The organism is Nonomuraea harbinensis, assembly GCF_019396385.1.
Taxonomy (GTDB): Bacteria; Actinomycetota; Actinomycetes; order Streptosporangiales; family Streptosporangiaceae; genus Nonomuraea; species Nonomuraea ferruginea.
This window is the reverse complement of sequence record NZ_JAHKRN010000006.1, coordinates 55,359-70,545: the sequence shown is the minus strand read 5'-3', so window position 1 is coordinate 70,545 and position 15,187 is coordinate 55,359. Positions and strand designations below refer to the sequence as shown.

The window sequence follows — 15,187 nt, the reverse complement described above, 5'->3', positions numbered from 1 at the left end:
GCGGCGTCACGTGGGCAGGACCCGCCAGGCGCGCAGGGTGTCCAGCAGGCCGGTGGTGAGCGGCAGCCGGGCGAGCTCCTCCCGCGTGCACCAGCGCGCGTCGGCGGCGTCGTCGCCCGGCGTGAGGGTGCCGCCGACCACGGTGGCGCGGTAGTCGCGGACCGCGTACGTGTCGCCGCCGGGAGCGGGCAGGTTCACCGTGCCCGCGAGCGGGCCCACGGCCACCTCCAGCCCGGTCTCCTCCAGCACCTCGCGCCGCACCGCCACGGCGTCGGACTCGCCGGGCTCCACCCGGCCGCCCGGCAGCGACCAGCGACCCACGTCCGGAGGATGCCCGCGCCGGATGAGCAGAAGGCGGCGCGCGTCGTCCAGGACGATCGCGCCGACACAATTTACGCGCACATGGTCAAGATTACGACGTGATAACGGACTGCGGTCTTGACGGGGCGGTGCCCGACGAAGCACCGTGGGTAGCTGTGAGAGCGGCTCCAACCTGCCCACGGTGCTTCGGCCCGCTGCACGCGCCGAGCGTGTGGTCCAGTGCCTGGCGTTGCGATGCGCACGGCGACGTCCTGCCGTACCAGCCGCCCTGGCCGCCGTCGCAGACGGCCGCGGAGGCGATGCGCAAGACCTCGCTGGTGCCGGTCTGGCTGCCCTGGCCGCTGCCGTCCGGATGGCTGGTGACGGGGTTCGGCGAGGTCGGCGACGAGCGCAAGGGCATACGGGCGAGCCTGGTCGCGCTGTCCGGGCCGTCCTTGACGCAGGGGCCCGCGGACATCCTCGTCATCGCCGAGGAGCCGGGCATCGGCCTCGGGGCCGCGTTCGCCGGTCTGGACGGGGCCGACCCCGGCGAGGGGTTCGACTCGGGCCCGCCCAACGCCAAGATCGAGGTCCTCGGGCATCCGGCCCCGCTGTGGTGCGTGAACGGCGCCGCCGACCGGGCCGTATATGCCGGTGAGGCGCTCGGCAACTGGCTGTGGGTCATCGCCTGGCCCGCCGAGGCCGGCTGCCTCATCGTGCTCGCCGAGCTGAGCCTGATCGACCTGCGCGACCACGACCTCGACATCCCCTTCGGCGCGTTCTCCCCCCGGCTCGAAGACTGATGCCCAACGGGATTCGCTCACCGGTGCGGACGGGCTAGAGTTCGGAGGCGTGACAGCGCGTATCGAGCGAGTGGTGACCGAGGGCCTCGTCGACATCGACGGCACCGAGCACAAGGTCGAGAACAACACCTGGATCATCGGCGACGACGAGGAGGCCATCGTCATCGACCCCGCCAGGGACGCCGAGAAGATCCTTGAGCAGGTGGGTGAGCGCGAGGTGCTCGCGGTCATCTGCACCCACGGCCTGCCCGACCACGTCGGCGCCGCCATCGAGGTGGCGGCCAGGGACGAGGCGGTCGTCGCACTCCACCCCAAGGACAAGCCGCTCTGGCGGGAGACCTGGACCGAGACCTGGCCCGACATCGACATGGAGGACGACGGCATCTTCCAGGTTGCCGACGTCCAGCTCGACGTCATGGAGACGCCCGGCATCACGCCCGGCGGGGTCTCGCTCTACTGCGAGGGCCTCGGCGCGGTCTTCTCCGGCAAGACGCTCCAGGCCGACGGGCCCGGCAAGCTCGGCGGCGAGTACCCCCGCCTGGCCGACCAGCTCACCGCCATCGGCGGGCGGCTGTTCACGCTGCCCGGCGACACGCGGGTGCTGCCCTCCCACGGCGAGGAGGTCACCATCGGCGACCTGGAGCCGCACTTCGACGACTGGATCGGCGGTTCGCTGACGCGGGTCGAGACCGAGCCCGAGGAGGAGGGCCCGCTCGTCGACGGCACCAGGGCCGCCCGCATCAGGCTCGACTCCGGCGACGACTAGGGTGTACGACCAGCTTCCGCTGGATGGGATGCCGCGGCGGCTCTACTCGTGCACGCCGTCGCGGCTGAACGCCTGGCTCGACTGCCGGCGCCGCTACCGGTTCACCTACCTGGACCGGCCGCAGCCGTCGAAGGGCCCGGGCTGGGCGCACAACAGCGTCGGGGCGAGCGTCCACAACGCGCTGGCGGCGTGGTGGCGGGAGCCGTACGAGCGGCGCACGCCGTTGACGGCGGCCGTCTTACTCACCAAGGGCTGGATCACCGAGGGGTTCAGGGACGAGGCCCAGTCGGCGCAGTGGCTCGGCCGCGGCCGCGACCTGGTCTCCGGATACGTGGCCACGCTCGACCCGTCCGACGATCCGGTCGGCGTCGAACGCACCGTGGCCACCCGGACCTCGGTCATCGCGGTCTCCGGCCGCATCGACCGGCTCGACCGGCGCGGCGACGAGCTGGTGGTGGTCGACTACAAGACCGGGCGCCGGCCGCTCACGCAGGACGACGCGCGCTCCTCGCTGGCGCTGGCGATCTACGCGGTGGCGGCGTCCCGCATGATGCGCACCCCGGCCCACGCCGTCGAGCTGCACCACCTGCCGACGGGCGAGATCGTGCAGTGGCGTCACACGGACGAGTCGCTCGACCGCCATCTGCGGCGCGCCGAGGAGATCGCGCTGGAGGCGGCGGAGGCGGACGAGCGCTACCGGACGGTGATGGGCGAGCCGGCCCAGGCCAAGCGCCCTCGGCCCCGCGACGCGGGCCGTTCCTCACCGGCGGCCCGTGACGACGCGCCGGCCCCTGAACGGCGTGACCGGCCCCTGGTGAGCCCGCCACGCGTGCCCGCGGAGCTGGACGAGGTGTTCGCCCCCAGCCCCGGCCCGATCTGCGGCTGGTGCGACTTCCGCCGCCACTGCCCCGAAGGCCTGACCGCCGCCCCCGAGCACCGCCCCTGGGACGGCCTGGCGGAGTGACGCTGTCAGGTGGCGCGGGTGTCGAGGGTGTGGCTCTCGGCCTCGTTCCAGAACCTGACGAGCGCCGCCGCCGTGGTCTCCGGGGCCTCCACCGCGGGTGAGTGGGCCGCGCCCGGCACCACCACGCAGTCGGCGCCCAGGGCCGCCGCCATCTCCTGCTGCGTCTCGGCGGGCCAGCCGTCGTCGTGTTCCCCGTACAGAACGAGCGTGGGCACCTCGATCTGGCGCAGCTCCTCGGTGCGGTCGCGCACGGACACCACCTCGTCGGCCATGCGCGCCAGACCCGTCGGCGAGTTGGACAGCAGCCGTTGGCGCAGGAAGGCCAGGATGTCGTCGGGCACGCCCGCGGCCAGCGCCTCCGGCTCGAAGCCGGCATGCCACACGTGTTCCAGCCCCGACAGGGGGATCGTGCGCGTCAGCCATCGGGCGTGTCCGGCGCGCCGGCCGGTGATGCCCGCCGGGCCGGAGCCCATCAGCGTGAACGAGGCGAACTTGGTGCGCCCGTCGATCGCCGCCTCGCGCGCCACCAGCCCACCGAAGGAGTGGCCCACCAGGTGGACCGGCTCGCCGTCGCCGAACCGCTGGGCGAGCGCGTCGACGTCGGCACCCAGCGCCGCGCAGGTGTAGGCGGCGGGGTCGTCGAGGCCCGGCGTCTCGTACTGGCCGCGCAGGTCGACGGCCAGCACGCGGCGGCCCGACAGGGCGAGCGTCTGCAGGACCGCGATGAAGTCTTCCTTGCTGCCCGTCAGGCCCGGAAGAAGGATCGCGGGCCATCGCTCCACCACGCCGGTCGCCGGCAGCGCCTCGAGGGCCGCGAACATGCCGCGGTCGGTCTCGATCTTGCGTGGGGTGACGCCAGGAGGCAGGTGCAGGAATCGCGGCGTACTCACGTGGGGCAACAATACCCAGAGCCCACCACCTCGACACCGGTGAACACGGTACGCCGGTGCGATCTGGGGCGAGTCGTGCCCATGTCCGTGAGAAAGCCTGTGACATGCGGAAAGGCGCGCACCCCGGTCGGGATGCGCGCCTTTCGCCGAACGTGTCAGCCGGTGCGGCGGCGGTTGCCGCGGTTGCCGCCGCGGCGCTGCTGCTTGCGCTCCGTGGCCGCCGACGGCGCGATGTCGTCGTCGTCCGTCGCCAGGTCAGGTGACTGGAAGATCACCGTGAACGGGCTGGCCGGGATGATCCGCTCCGGCTCGCGCCGCGGTGCGGCGAACTCCGGCTCGCCCGGCGCCGTGGCCTCGTCACGCGACGAGGACTCGGTCTCCTGGCGTGCCGGCGGCACGACCTCGTCCCGCTGGGAGGCGGCGATCCGGTCACGCGACGCCGTGGCGACCTCGTCCCGCTGGGCGGCGGCGATCCGGTCACGCGACGGCGTCGCGATCTCGTCCCGCTGGGCGGCCGTGACCCGGTCACGCGACGGCGTGGCGACCTCGTCACGCTGGGCGGCCGTGACCCGGTCACGCGACGGCGTCGCGATCTCGGCACGCGGCGGGGCCGCGATCCGGTCGCTCGGCGGGGCCGTGACGGACCGCTCCTGGCGGGCGGTGACGTCCGCGACCTGCTCCTCCTGGACGGCGGACCGCCGGGTGCGGCGGCGCGGCTCGGCGACCGTCGCCACCTCCTCGGCGGTGATGATCGCGGGCGTCTCCTCCTGGTGCTGGCTGGAGCGACCGGTCACGAGCTCGACCTCCGGCGTCTCGACGGCAGGGCTGCCCGCGGGGCTCTCCTCCGCGGACCTGCCGCCGCGGGTGCGGCGGCGCTGGCGCGTGCGGGCCGGACGCTCCCGCTCCCGCTCTCGCTCCTCACGCTCGTCGCGGCGCCGGCCGCGCGCGCGTGGCCGGCCCGTCTCGCCGAGGTCCTCGATGCGCTCCGCGGAGAGACCCGCCCGGGAGCGGCTGGCGTGCGGCAGCACGCCCTTGGTGCCCTCGGGGATGTTGAGCTCGGTGTAGAGGTGAGGAGAGGTGGAGTAGGTCTCCTCGGGCTCCGGGAAGTCGAGGCCCAGCATCTGGTTGATCATCTTCCAGCGGGTCAGCTCCTCCCACTCCACGAACGTGACCGAGATGCCCGTGCGCCCGGCCCGGCCGGTGCGGCCGATGCGGTGCACGTAGGTCTTGTCGTCGGTGGGGCAGTCGTAGTTGACCACGTGGGTGACGTCGTCGATGTCGATGCCGCGAGCCGCCACGTCGGTGGCGACCAGCACGTCGACCTTGCCGTTGCGGAACGCCCGCAGCGCCTGCTCACGCTGGCCCTGGCCGAGGTCGCCGTGGACGGCCGCGACCGCGAACCCGCGGGTGTCGAGCTGCTCGGAGACCATGTCGCAGGCGCGCTTGGTCTCGCAGAAGATCATCGTGAGCCCGCGGCCCTCGGCCTGCAGCAGCCGGGACACGATCTCGATCTTGTCCATCCGGTGGGCGCGCCACACGATCTGGCGCACCTGCGGGGTGGTCTCTGCCTCGCCGCTCTCGTTCTCGGCGCGCACGTGGGTGGGGCGGCTGAGGTACTTGCGGGAAAGGGTGACGATCTCGCCCGGCATGGTGGCGGAGAACAGCATCGTCTGCCGCTCCGCCGGGATCAGCTTGAAGATCCGCTCGATGTCCGGCAGGAAGCCCAGGTCGAGCATCCGGTCGGCCTCGTCGAGGACCAGCGTGTTGACCTGGCCGAGGTCGAGATGCTTCTGCTTGACCAGGTCGAGCAGCCGGCCGGGGGTGCCGACGATGACGTCGACCCCCGCCTTGAGCGCCTCGATCTGCGGCTCGTACGCGCGCCCGCCGTAGACGGTGAGCACCCGCGAGCCGAGCTTGCCGGCGGCGGTGACCAGGTCCTCGCTCACCTGGGTGGCGAGCTCGCGGGTCGGCACGACGACCAGCCCGCGGGGCTTCTTGCGGTTCTTGCGCGGCTTGCCGATGCTCTGCAGCATCGCGATGCCGAACGCGTAGGTCTTGCCGGTGCCCGTGCGGGCCTGGCCGATCAGGTCCTGGCCGTTCAGCGCCAGCGGAAGCGCCATTTCCTGGATCGGGAACGGTGTCGTGATGCCCTCGGTCTCGAGGGCATCGGCGATTTCTGGTGTGACTCCGAGGTCTCGGAAAGTCGTCAGCGTGGCCTGCCTCAGTCTCAAATGAAGGCGGGCCTGCCGGGACCTACGGGCGGAAATCCGACCTCGTATCTGGGTCCTCGCGGTAGAGCCAGCCCTCTCGCGTCATTACGACCGCGCACCCGGGGATCGGGGGATTCGGGGGAGAGACCCCCGAATGTACACAGTGCGGTCGCACTTTCTCAGAGCAGTGTACTCGATACCACAACGCTGACCAGGCTTACGGATGTTCCCGAAGATTCCCGGAAGTACGCTGCCTTCCATGAACGAGTCTCCTGGGGTCGCCGACCTGCTCGGCGTCCTGGCCTATGCCGAGCTGAGCGCATTCACGAGGATGACCGAGGACGCCGCCACGCTGGCGCCCACGCTCGCCGACCGGACGGCGCTGTGCGAGCTGGCCGTCGCCGAGTATCAGCACTTCCGGCTGCTCTACGACCGGCTGCGGGAGCTGGGGGCGGACCCGGAGCGGGCGATGCAGCCGTTCGCCGGGGCGCTGGACGCCTGGCACACCCAGACCAGCCCGGCCGACTGGTTGCAGGCCCTGGTCAAGGCCTACGTGGGGGTGGGCATCGCGCTCGACTTCTATCGCGAGGCGGCCCGGAGGCTGGACCCGTCGATCGTGGAGCTGGTCGACGAGGTGCTGACGGACGAGGGGCGGGCGGAGTTCGCCGTCGAGCGCGTACGGGCCGGCGTCGCGGCGGACCCGGCGGTGAGCGGGCGGCTGGCGCTGTGGGCCAGGCGGCTCGTCGGCGAGGCGCTCAGCCAGGGCCAGCGGGTGGCGGCGGAACGCCCGGAGCTGGCGCTCATGCTGGTGGAGTCGGGCGCGAACGACCAGGCGGAGATCTCCCGCCTGTTCGCCAAACTGACGGAGCAGCACGGCAAGCGCATGGCGGCGCTCGGCATCTGAGGCGTCACGCCCGGGAGCCGCACCTCAAGGCGGCTCCCGGACGGCGGCGCCTAGAGGGTGCCGCCGAAGCCCACCGGACGCGACTCGTCCTCGCCGATCTCGATGAAGCCCAGCGACGCCACCGGCACCACCACACGCCTGCCCTTCACGTCGGTGATGGCGAACACGCCGCGATCGGCGGCAAGGGCCTTCCGGATTTCCTCCTCAACCTGCTCGGACGACAGGTCGGTCTCCACAACGAGCTCACGGTGCACCGAACGCACGCCGATCTTGATTTCCATCATGCTCCCTTTCCACGGGGCGGGGCTTCCCTCATCGTGGCCGTTCGACGCCGGAAAAACGCAGCTGATCGCGCCCAGCGAACGGGTTAAGCCGTACGCGGAAAACCGCTGATGCCCCGCCAGGCGAGCCGGGCCATGAGCTGCTCGGCCGCGTCCTTGGGGATGGAGCCGTGCTCGCTGACCCAGTAGCGGGCGCTCACCTCCGCCATGCCGACCAGCCCGACGCCCAGCAGGTGGGCCTCGTCGCTGGTGCAGCCGGTGTCTTCCTGGATCACCGCGCTGACCATCTCGGCGCACTCGTTGAGCGAGCGCTCCACGCGCTGCCGCACCGGCGCCACGTTGCGCAGGTCGGACTCGAAGACCAGCCGGAACGCCTCGCCCTGGGTGGAGACGAAGTCGAAGAACGCGCTGAACGTCGCCTGCACCCGCAGTTTGTTCTCGGTCGTGGAGGCGAGCGCCTCCCTGCACCGGGTGACCATGTCGTCGACATGCAGGTCGAGCAGCGCGAGGTAGAGCTCCAGCTTGCCCGGGAAGTGCTGGTAGAGCACCGGCTTGCTGACCCCCGCGCGGTCGGCGATCTCGTCCATGGCGGCCGCGTGGTAGCCGTTCTCCACGAACACTTCCTGTGCCGCGCTCAGCAGCTGCCTGCGGCGGGCGAGTCGGGGCAGCCGGGTGCCCCGGGGCTTGGCGTCCGGGGTAGCGGTCACACGGGTCTCCAACGGGTTTCGTGCCGGGTCTGCCGACATCCTACGGGCGGGTAGTCATCACCTCAGCGATAGTCGTCGTCGTCGTACCCGACCACGCGGTCCTGCTCGATCGCGTCGGCCGGGTTGACCTCAAGGGGAAGCTCGAGGCGCCACTGCTCGTCGTCCTCCCGCAGCGGACGCTGTTGCTCGGCGGCGTCGGCCGGCGTCGCCTCGATCGGCAGCTCCTGGTCATCGGCGAAGTTGTCGTCGTCCCCGCGTACGTCCATCTCCGACATGTCGGTCCCCCTCTTCGTGTGGACTGAACCAGATTACGCTCGGCTGAAAAGGTCGCCGTGCTTCTCCATCCTGGCCAGCACGTCGGACGACGTGAACACCAGGTCTTCCGGGCTCTCGCAGCGTTCGACCTCCTTCCACAGCAGTGGCGTGGAAACCGTCGGACGCGTCCTGGCCCGCAGCGAGTATGGCGCGACCGTGGTCTTGGCGGGGTTGTTCTGGCTCCAGTCGATGAAGACCTTGCCCGGCCGCTGCTTCTTCGCCATCACGCTGACGATCCGCCCGGGGTGCCGCTTCGCCAGCGCCTGGGCCAGCCGCTTGGCGTACGCCGACGGCTCCTCGCGGCCGTCCCACGCGGCGTACAGCTGCATGCCCTTGCTCCCGCTGGTCTTCGGCCTGGCCTCCAGGCCGTCGGCCGACAGCACCTCGCGCAGCATCAGGGCGACCTCGCAGCACTCCACGATCGTCGCGGGCGGCCCGGGGTCCAGGTCGAACACCAGCGTGTCCGGCGGCAGCGCGCGTCCTTGCCCGTCCACCCGCCACTGGGGCACGTGCAGCTCCAGCGCGGCCAGGTTCGCGTAGTAGACCAGCCCCGGCAGGTCGTCGATCAGGGCGAAGTCGATGGTGTCGCGGTCCTTGGTGCTGCCGGGCGCCGGCAGCCGCGCCCTGCGCACCCAGCCGGGGGTGTGCTCGGGGGCGTTCTTCTCGAAGAACGACATGCCCTCGACGCCGTTCGGGAAGCGCTTGACCGTCAGCGGCCGGCCTTCCAGGTGCGGCAGGAGCACCGGGGCGATCCGACTGTAGTAGTCGATGACCTCGGCCTTGGTGAAGCCGGACTCGGGATAGAGCACCTTGTCCAGGTTGCTCAGGACGAGCTCCCGCCCGTCCACCCGCACCGGGACCTTGCTCGCCGGGCTCATCGGGCCGTCACCTCCGGGGGCAGCTTCTCCGGGCCCGCGCCACACGGGACGGCGCGGCCTTCGTGTACGCCACCTCCCCGGCGAGATCGGGTCTAACCCATCGATAACGCCACAGGACCGGGTCGTGGATACCCGGCATGGGTTCGACGAGCTATGGCATTGGTCGCACCGGGACGGGTATGTCCCCGTTGGCGAACCGCCCGACACTACTGAGGAGTTGCCCATGCGCAGCATCTGGAAAGGTGCGATCTCCTTCGGGCTGGTCACGATCCCGGTGAAGCTCTACTCGGCCACCGAGCAGAAGGACGTCAGCTTCCACCAGGTGCACCGCGAGGACGGCGGCCGCATCCGCTACAAGCGGGTGTGCACACTCGACGGCGAGGAGATCGCGTACGCGGACATCGCCAAGGGTTACGAGCTGGCCACGGGCGAGATGGTCGTGCTCACCGACGAGGACTTCGAAGGGCTGCCGCTGAGCACCTCCCGCCGGATCGACGTGCTGCAGTTCGCCCCCGCCGAGCAGATCGACCCCATCTACTTCGCCAAGTCCTATTACCTGGAGCCCGACGCGCAGGGGGCCAAGCCGTACGTGCTGCTGCGCGACGCGCTGGAGAGCTCCGGCCAGGTGGCGGTGGTCAAGGTGGCGCTGCGCCAGCGCGAGTCGCTGGCGACGCTGCGGGTGCGCGACGGGGTGTTCGTGCTGGAGACCATGCTGTGGCCGGACGAGATCCGCAAGCCGGACTTCGAGTTCCTGGACGAGGACATCGACGTGCGGACGCAGGAGCTCAAGATGGCCGAGTCGCTGATCTCCACGATGGAGGCCGACTTCGACCCGGCCGAGTACCACGACACCTACCGCGAGGCGCTGCAGGAGGTCATCGAGGCGAAGGTGGCGGGCAAGGAGGTCATCACGCCTCCGGAGGCCGAGGAGGAGGGCGGCCCCGCCGTCGACCTCATGGCGGCGCTGCGGGCCAGCGTCGAGGCCGCCAAGCGCGAGCGCGAGGGCGCTCCCGCCAAGCCGAAGCGGGCCGCCTCGGGCAAGGCGAAGGCCAAGGACGACGAGGCCAAGCAGGACAGGGCCAAGGAAGAGAAGGCCAAGGAAGAGAAGGGCCAGGAAGAGAAGGCCCCCGCCAAGCGGAAGGCCCGCAAGTCGGCCTGACGCCTCCTGCCGCTGAACTCACCCCCGCTGTCCGTTCTCACGCGCGGCCATACGGCCGCGTACACGGATGATCCTGCCGGCGCTTGCCTTGCATTAGCGGACATATCGGACAATTCGTGCAGTTACATTCTATAAACGCTTAATTTAAGCAATAGCAACGCTAATGCATAGCAAAATGGAAGGATGACCGTTTGCTCACCCAGAGTGACGGGAATATCACTTACCGGATGAGTCTTCAGCATCATCCGGGGACCTTTCTTGGACCTTAAGAAAGGTCCTGAGTACGGGGCAATCGAACCTTTAGGGGGAAAACGCAATGCCCAAGCTCAAGAGTGTTCTCGCGGGCCTCGCCCTCAGCACCGCCGTGACAGGTGGCGTCGTGGTCGCGGGCGCGACCATGACCACCACCAGCGCAGCTGCCGCCACTCAGGTCAGCGCGGGCACGTCGGTCCTGACCGGCGGGCACTGCGGCCACCGCTGCTGGTGGCGTAAGCACCACCGCAAGCACGTCCGGGTCATCGTCGAGAACTTCAACATCAACCGGAACCCGTTCGAGCACCGGCGCCACCACCGGAACTGGGGCTGGGACGACCTCGACTGACGTCGACAACCTCGCCGGCCGTCGCATGGCGCAGCCAGTGGATGACACGTCGGCTGGTGTTCGATCGTCGTTGACGGCGCAGGAATGAGTGCTCGTTCTCATTGAGGATCGGTTCGGGGCCCCTTTCTGGGGATACGGTTTCCGCTCTGTGGTGAATTCCGGGCTCTCGGGGACGGGTCGCGTTCTATGGCGCGGCCCGTCCTGAGTTTTTCCTTCTCGTCTCCACGGCAACTTCGAGGGCTCCACCGGCACTGGCGCCGGGGGAGCCCTCTCTTTTTGCCGTGTACGGGCGCAGTTCCGTTCGGCATGTCCCTGTCCGGGCGGTGTTACGGAGCGCTGAGAGCTCTCGTGACGCGGAACGCGCGGACGCGAACCGGCCGCGGCCTGGTCCCGGGGTGCGCAGAGGACATGAAAGAGCCCGTATCCAGCGGTGCGGCCTTTCGTGGGAAGGGCCGCACCGTGGGATACGGGCGTTTGCGGCTCGCCGGAGCTCGGCGCCTGAGCGGACTCCGGGAGCGGATCCTGGCGGCTCAGAGGCCTCGGTCGTCCATGAGGCGACGCAATGAGGGCTCCGCCGGCGCCATTGCCGGCGGAGCCCTCGAAGTTGCCGTGGAGACGAGAAAGGAAATCTCAGGACAGGCCGCGCCATCGCACACGGCCTGTCCCGAGAGCCCGGAATTCACTCCAAGCCGGGAAACCATATCCCTGGAAAGGGATCGGACGACCATCAATGAAAACGGGCGCTCATCCCATCCGTACCCGACGGTCGGCGAGGTTGCTCGCCTTAGTTGATGAGGTTGCCGTGGTGACGGTGGTGGTGACGGTCGTGGTGGCGCCGCTTGTTGTCGTTGAAGTTGAAGTTCCGCACCACGACGCAGATGTTCTTGTGCTTGCCGCGACGGCCCCAGCCGCCGCCGTGGTGGCGGCCGCACTTGTGACGGTGGCCGAAGTGGTGGTGACCGAAGAAGCCGAAGCCGAGGCCGTTGTTGAAGCCGAGGTCGTCGCCGAAGTCATCGTTGGCGACGACGGGCGCGGTGGTCGGCATGGCGACGGCTGCGGTCGCACCTCCGGCGACCAGGGCGCCGGTAAGTGCGGTGCTGACGGCGAGGCCCGCGATAACACTCTTGAGCTTGGGCATTGCGTATTCCCCCTAAAGGACGGATTGCCCCGTTCTCGACGATCTGGACGGCTACTAATGAGTCATCCTGTGAATGTCATTTCCGGCCTGTGGCCTATGAAACGGAGTTCGCCCTATTTTGCTATGCAATAACAGTCTTATTGCTCAGCTTGTAGATCTTTCTCGCAAAATGGCACGATATGTCCGATTCGGGCGGAAATGCGGTGCGACTTCGCGGGGCGGTGAACCGTCATTCCGGCCTGTTCTCCCGCAACGAATTCCCTGTGGAGAAAGGCGGGCCGTAGCGCCCCCGTAAATGCTGCTCTGAAAAAGCAGAAACGCGCGTATGTCATGTTCGCGCTGAAACGGCGGCACCCAGCGAGCGAATTATCGCGGGGGCGCTTCCGTGACCGGCGTCAACCGGAGGAGGCATGTGACGGGCTCCTCCGGCGCATGCCGTGGATGTGGCGCCATGTGCCGCGTCGTCGACCCTGACCGTTCGTCACGATGAGTGCCGTTGACATCACGCTGGGTGCCGCTGCTCTCATGTTTTCCGGCGATGGCTGCCATAAACGGCATGTGGTGGCTTTTGCCATGTTCTCGGCGTATCAAAAGATCGATTAGATCCCTAAACACGAAAAATCGGGATCTGTCCGGTCAGCGGGTGTCGATCCGCCTCAGGTAGTACGCGTGGCTGAACCCGAGCCGGTCCGCGTCCACCCCCCGCACCTTCCGCCACCTGCCGAACTTCCGGCAGCTACCCCACGCGTAGTCGCCCGGGTAGAGCTTGTCCACGATCCGGTACCGGGTCCCCGGCCCCCCGCGCACGTTGAGTCTCGTCTCGATCCGGCGCACCGCGTACCTGCACCGCTTCGGCGCCCGCCCGTCCCCGTCCCGCGCTCCTCCGACGGCGGCGGCCACCGTCGGGGCCGGCCCCCGGGCGGCCCCCGCCGTGCCGGTCGCGAACCCGCCGCCCGCCACGACCGCGACCGCGAGCACCACCGCGACACGGCTGAACCTCATCACATTTCCCCTGTCCGTATCGTTGGACGTACGCGGCTGATGTCCTGCGGCGCGAGGCGAAAACGCGTCTGTACGGAATGCAGACCGCCCCTAAGCAGGATGGTTATGAGGAGGAGCCATGGCAGAGCCGGTCCCGCACTGGCCGGGACGGATGATCGGACCCGTGCACGTCAGATCGACCCCGCAGGGCGCCCCCGAGCAGGCGGTGTTCGTGCACGGCCTGGCCGGCTCCGCGACCAACTGGACCGACCTGATGGACGAGCTGAAGGACGTCGTCACCGGTCACGCCGTCGACCTGCCCGGATCCGGATGCTCGCCCGCCGCCTCCGACGGCGACTACGGCGTCCCCGCGCACGCCCGCGCGGTCATCGGCCTGCTGGAGCACACCGGCCCGGCCCACCTGTTCGGCAACTCGCTCGGCGGCGCGGTCTCCGTGCGGGTCGCCGCCACCCGCCCCGACCTGGTGCGCTCGCTCACACTCGTCTCGCCCGCGCTGCCCGACCTGATCCCCAGGTACGGTCCGGTCCGGGTCGCGGCGGCCGCCACGCCCTGGGTGGGGGAGTGGCTGGCGGGCAGGCTCAGGCTGCTCCCGGCGGAGCGGCGGGTCGAGGCCACGTTCGCCATGGTCTGGGCGAACGCGCGGGCGATCCATCCGGTACGGCTGAGCGAGGCGGTCGAGGAGCTGCGCCGCCGCGACGACCTGCCGCACACCATCGCCGCCATGCTCGGCTCGGCCCGCGGCATCGTGGCCGAGTACCTGCGCCGCGGCCCGCAGTCGCTGTGGCGGCTGGCCGCCAGGGTCGAGGCGCCCACGCTGATCATCCACGGCAGGCACGACCGGCTCGTCAGGCCCGCCATGGCCGCCCGGGCGGCGCGCACGTTCCGCCAGGTGAGGCTGGTTCTGCTGCCCGGATCCGGGCACGTGGCGATGATGGAGCAGCCTCGTCTCGTCGCGCTGGAGACGCGTCGTCTGATCGGTGAGACGCGATTGGGGAATGCCCCACTGCCCGGCTAGGTTTCAAAGGGAGATAAGACCCCTGGAACGGGAGCGTAGAAAGTGTCGTTGCCACCGCTGGTCGAGCCGGCTGACGAGCTGACCGTTGACGAAGTGCGCCGCTACTCGCGCCACCTGATCATCCCCGACGTGGGGATGGCCGGGCAGAAGCGGCTGAAGAACGCCAAGGTGCTGTGTGTGGGCGCCGGCGGCCTCGGTTCGCCCGCGCTGCTGTATCTCGCCGCGGCGGGCGTCGGCACGCTCGGCATCATCGACTTCGACGTCGTCGACGATTCCAACCTGCAGCGCCAGGTCATCCACGGCCAGGCCGACGTCGGCCGGCCCAAGGCCGAGAGCGCCGCCGACTCCGTGCGCGCCATCAACCCGCTGATCGACGTGGTGATCCACAACACCACGCTCACCACCGAGAACGTCATGGAGATCTTCTCCCAGTACGATCTCATCCTCGACGGCACCGACAACTTCGCCACCCGCTACATGGTGAACGACGCCGCGGTGCTGCTGGGCAAGCCGTACGTGTGGGGCTCGATCTACCGCTTCGACGGCCAGGCCAGCGTCTTCTGGGCCGAGCAGGGCCCCTGCTACCGCTGCCTCTACCCGGAGCCCCCGCCTCCCGGCATGGTCCCGTCCTGCGCCGAGGGCGGCGTGCTCGGCGTGCTGTGCGCGTCGGTCGGCTCCATCCAGGTCAACGAGGCCATCAAGCTGATCACCGGCATCGGCGAGCCGCTGGTGGGCCGGCTGATGATCTACGACGCCCTGGAGATGAAGTACCGCGACGTCAAGGTCCGCAAGGACCCCGAGTGCGTCCTGTGCGGCAAGAACCCGACGGTCACCGAGCTGCTCGAAGACTACGAGGCGTTCTGCGGCGCGCTGTCCGACGAGGCCGCCGAGGCGGTCTCCGGCTCCACCATCACCGCCCGCGAGCTCAAGGCCATGCAGGACAACGGCGACGGGATCTTCCTCGTCGACGTCCGCGAGCCCAACGAGTACGAGATCGTGAGCATCCCCGGCGCCACGCTGATCCCCAAGGGTGAGTTCCTCAACGGCTCCGCCCTGGAGAAGCTGCCGCAGGACAAGCGCATCGTGCTCCACTGCAAGTCGGGCGCCCGCTCCGCCGAGGCCCTGGCGGTCGTCAAGGACGCCGGGTTCTCCGACGCCGTCCACGTCGGCGGCGGCGTGCTGAGCTGGATCAAGACCGTCGACCCGAGCCTGCCGGAGTACTAGACCGGCGGTCCGGTTTCTGCGGATGGCGGA

General features: G+C 69.7%; 17 protein-coding genes. 8 read left to right on the top strand and 9 right to left on the bottom strand.

Going from position 1 to position 15,187, the window contains the following annotated elements:
* Positions 1–6 precede the first annotated feature (6 nt).
* A complete protein-coding gene (locus KME79_RS08525; RefSeq protein ID WP_219543985.1) occupies positions 7–402 on the bottom strand; it encodes an NUDIX hydrolase in 396 nt (131 codons plus the stop codon).
* A 74-nt stretch (positions 403–476) separates the two neighbouring features.
* Between KME79_RS08525 and KME79_RS08520 the strand changes: the two genes are divergently transcribed.
* Genes KME79_RS08520 through KME79_RS08510 form a run of 3 tightly spaced genes read left to right on the top strand, consistent with a single transcriptional unit; the run spans position 477 to position 2,833 of the window.
* Positions 477–1,103 carry a DUF6758 family protein gene (locus tag KME79_RS08520; protein WP_219543984.1) on the top strand — a complete coding sequence of 209 codons (627 nt, stop codon included), beginning with the start codon at positions 477–479 and terminating at the stop codon, positions 1,101–1,103.
* Between the two features lie 49 nt (positions 1,104–1,152).
* On the top strand, positions 1,153–1,869 hold the full coding sequence (locus KME79_RS08515; protein WP_219543983.1) for an MBL fold metallo-hydrolase: 717 nt from the start codon (positions 1,153–1,155) through the stop codon (positions 1,867–1,869).
* Between the two features lie 28 nt (positions 1,870–1,897).
* Positions 1,898–2,833, top strand: coding sequence for a RecB family exonuclease (locus KME79_RS08510; protein WP_219543982.1), 936 nt, complete (start codon positions 1,898–1,900; stop codon positions 2,831–2,833).
* 5 nt (positions 2,834–2,838) lie between these two features.
* Here KME79_RS08510 and KME79_RS08505 read toward each other — a convergent pair whose 3' ends face one another.
* Together KME79_RS08505 and KME79_RS08500 are read right to left on the bottom strand one after the other, a co-directional pair.
* On the bottom strand, positions 2,839–3,723 hold the full coding sequence (locus KME79_RS08505; protein ID WP_219543981.1) for an alpha/beta fold hydrolase: 885 nt from the start codon (positions 3,721–3,723) through the stop codon (positions 2,839–2,841).
* A 155-nt stretch (positions 3,724–3,878) separates the two neighbouring features.
* A complete protein-coding gene (locus KME79_RS08500) occupies positions 3,879–5,843 on the bottom strand; it encodes a DEAD/DEAH box helicase (RefSeq protein ID WP_219543980.1) in 1,965 nt (654 codons plus the stop codon).
* Positions 5,844–6,192: 349 nt separating this feature from the next.
* Between KME79_RS08500 and KME79_RS08495 the strand changes: the two genes are divergently transcribed.
* On the top strand, positions 6,193–6,837 hold the full coding sequence (locus KME79_RS08495) for a ferritin-like fold-containing protein (RefSeq protein WP_148029271.1): 645 nt from the start codon (positions 6,193–6,195) through the stop codon (positions 6,835–6,837).
* A gap of 50 nt (positions 6,838–6,887) precedes the next feature.
* Here the strand turns inward: KME79_RS08495 and KME79_RS08490 are convergent, their stop codons facing one another.
* From KME79_RS08490 to ligD, 4 genes are all read right to left on the bottom strand, one after another.
* Positions 6,888–7,121 carry a DUF3107 domain-containing protein gene (locus KME79_RS08490; RefSeq protein ID WP_246639500.1) on the bottom strand — a complete coding sequence of 78 codons (234 nt, stop codon included), beginning with the start codon at positions 7,119–7,121 and terminating at the stop codon, positions 6,888–6,890.
* 83 nt (positions 7,122–7,204) lie between these two features.
* Positions 7,205–7,825, bottom strand: a complete 621-nt coding sequence (locus KME79_RS08485; RefSeq protein WP_148029272.1) for a TetR/AcrR family transcriptional regulator — start codon at positions 7,823–7,825, stop codon at positions 7,205–7,207.
* Between the two features lie 62 nt (positions 7,826–7,887).
* Positions 7,888–8,100, bottom strand: coding sequence for an Rv3202a family protein (locus KME79_RS08480; protein WP_246639498.1), 213 nt, complete (start codon positions 8,098–8,100; stop codon positions 7,888–7,890).
* Positions 8,101–8,133: 33 nt separating this feature from the next.
* Positions 8,134–9,018: a non-homologous end-joining DNA ligase gene (gene ligD / locus KME79_RS08475; protein ID WP_219543979.1), complete on the bottom strand. Its 885-nt coding sequence runs from the start codon at positions 9,016–9,018 to the stop codon at positions 8,134–8,136.
* Positions 9,019–9,241: 223 nt separating this feature from the next.
* Between ligD and ku the strand changes: the two genes are divergently transcribed.
* Both ku and KME79_RS08465 read left to right on the top strand, forming a co-directional pair.
* Positions 9,242–10,177: a non-homologous end joining protein Ku gene (gene ku, locus KME79_RS08470; RefSeq protein WP_219543978.1), complete on the top strand. Its 936-nt coding sequence runs from the start codon at positions 9,242–9,244 to the stop codon at positions 10,175–10,177.
* 316 nt (positions 10,178–10,493) lie between these two features.
* On the top strand, positions 10,494–10,778 hold the full coding sequence (locus KME79_RS08465; protein ID WP_219543977.1) for a hypothetical protein: 285 nt from the start codon (positions 10,494–10,496) through the stop codon (positions 10,776–10,778).
* 784 nt (positions 10,779–11,562) lie between these two features.
* Here the strand turns inward: KME79_RS08465 and KME79_RS08460 are convergent.
* Positions 11,563–11,916, bottom strand: coding sequence for a hypothetical protein (locus KME79_RS08460; protein WP_219543976.1), 354 nt, complete (start codon positions 11,914–11,916; stop codon positions 11,563–11,565).
* 636 nt (positions 11,917–12,552) lie between these two features.
* Entirely contained in the window at positions 12,553–12,918 is a 366-nt protein-coding gene (locus tag KME79_RS08455) for an SH3 domain-containing protein (protein ID WP_148029277.1), read from the bottom strand.
* Positions 12,919–13,036: 118 nt separating this feature from the next.
* Between KME79_RS08455 and KME79_RS08450 the strand changes: the two genes are divergently transcribed.
* Positions 13,037–13,933, top strand: coding sequence for an alpha/beta fold hydrolase (locus tag KME79_RS08450; RefSeq protein ID WP_219543975.1), 897 nt, complete (start codon positions 13,037–13,039; stop codon positions 13,931–13,933).
* A 42-nt stretch (positions 13,934–13,975) separates the two neighbouring features.
* Positions 13,976–15,157 (top strand): adenylyltransferase/sulfurtransferase MoeZ, encoded by a 1,182-nt coding sequence (gene moeZ / locus KME79_RS08445; RefSeq protein WP_148029279.1) that lies wholly within the window; start codon positions 13,976–13,978, stop codon positions 15,155–15,157.
* Positions 15,158–15,187 lie beyond the last annotated feature (30 nt).

Bases quoted from the DNA above. Each gene is read 5' to 3' on its own strand.
- KME79_RS08510 (WP_219543982.1), top strand. From the start codon at position 1,898: ATGCCGCGGCGGCTCTACTCGTGCACGCCGTCGCGGCTGAACGCCTGG.
- KME79_RS08500 (WP_219543980.1), bottom strand. From the start codon at position 5,843: ATGGCGCTTCCGCTGGCGCTGAACGGCCAGGACCTGATCGGCCAGGCC.
- KME79_RS08495 (WP_148029271.1), top strand. From the start codon at position 6,193: ATGAACGAGTCTCCTGGGGTCGCCGACCTGCTCGGCGTCCTGGCCTAT.
- KME79_RS08490 (WP_246639500.1), bottom strand. From the start codon at position 7,121: ATGATGGAAATCAAGATCGGCGTGCGTTCGGTGCACCGTGAGCTCGTT.
- KME79_RS08480 (WP_246639498.1), bottom strand. From the start codon at position 8,100: ATGTCGGAGATGGACGTACGCGGGGACGACGACAACTTCGCCGATGAC.
- ligD (WP_219543979.1), bottom strand. From the start codon at position 9,018: ATGAGCCCGGCGAGCAAGGTCCCGGTGCGGGTGGACGGGCGGGAGCTC.
- ku (WP_219543978.1), top strand. From the start codon at position 9,242: ATGCGCAGCATCTGGAAAGGTGCGATCTCCTTCGGGCTGGTCACGATC.
- KME79_RS08465 (WP_219543977.1), top strand. From the start codon at position 10,494: ATGCCCAAGCTCAAGAGTGTTCTCGCGGGCCTCGCCCTCAGCACCGCC.
- KME79_RS08460 (WP_219543976.1), bottom strand. From the start codon at position 11,916: ATGCCCAAGCTCAAGAGTGTTATCGCGGGCCTCGCCGTCAGCACCGCA.
- KME79_RS08455 (WP_148029277.1), bottom strand. From the start codon at position 12,918: ATGAGGTTCAGCCGTGTCGCGGTGGTGCTCGCGGTCGCGGTCGTGGCG.
- KME79_RS08450 (WP_219543975.1), top strand. From the start codon at position 13,037: ATGGCAGAGCCGGTCCCGCACTGGCCGGGACGGATGATCGGACCCGTG.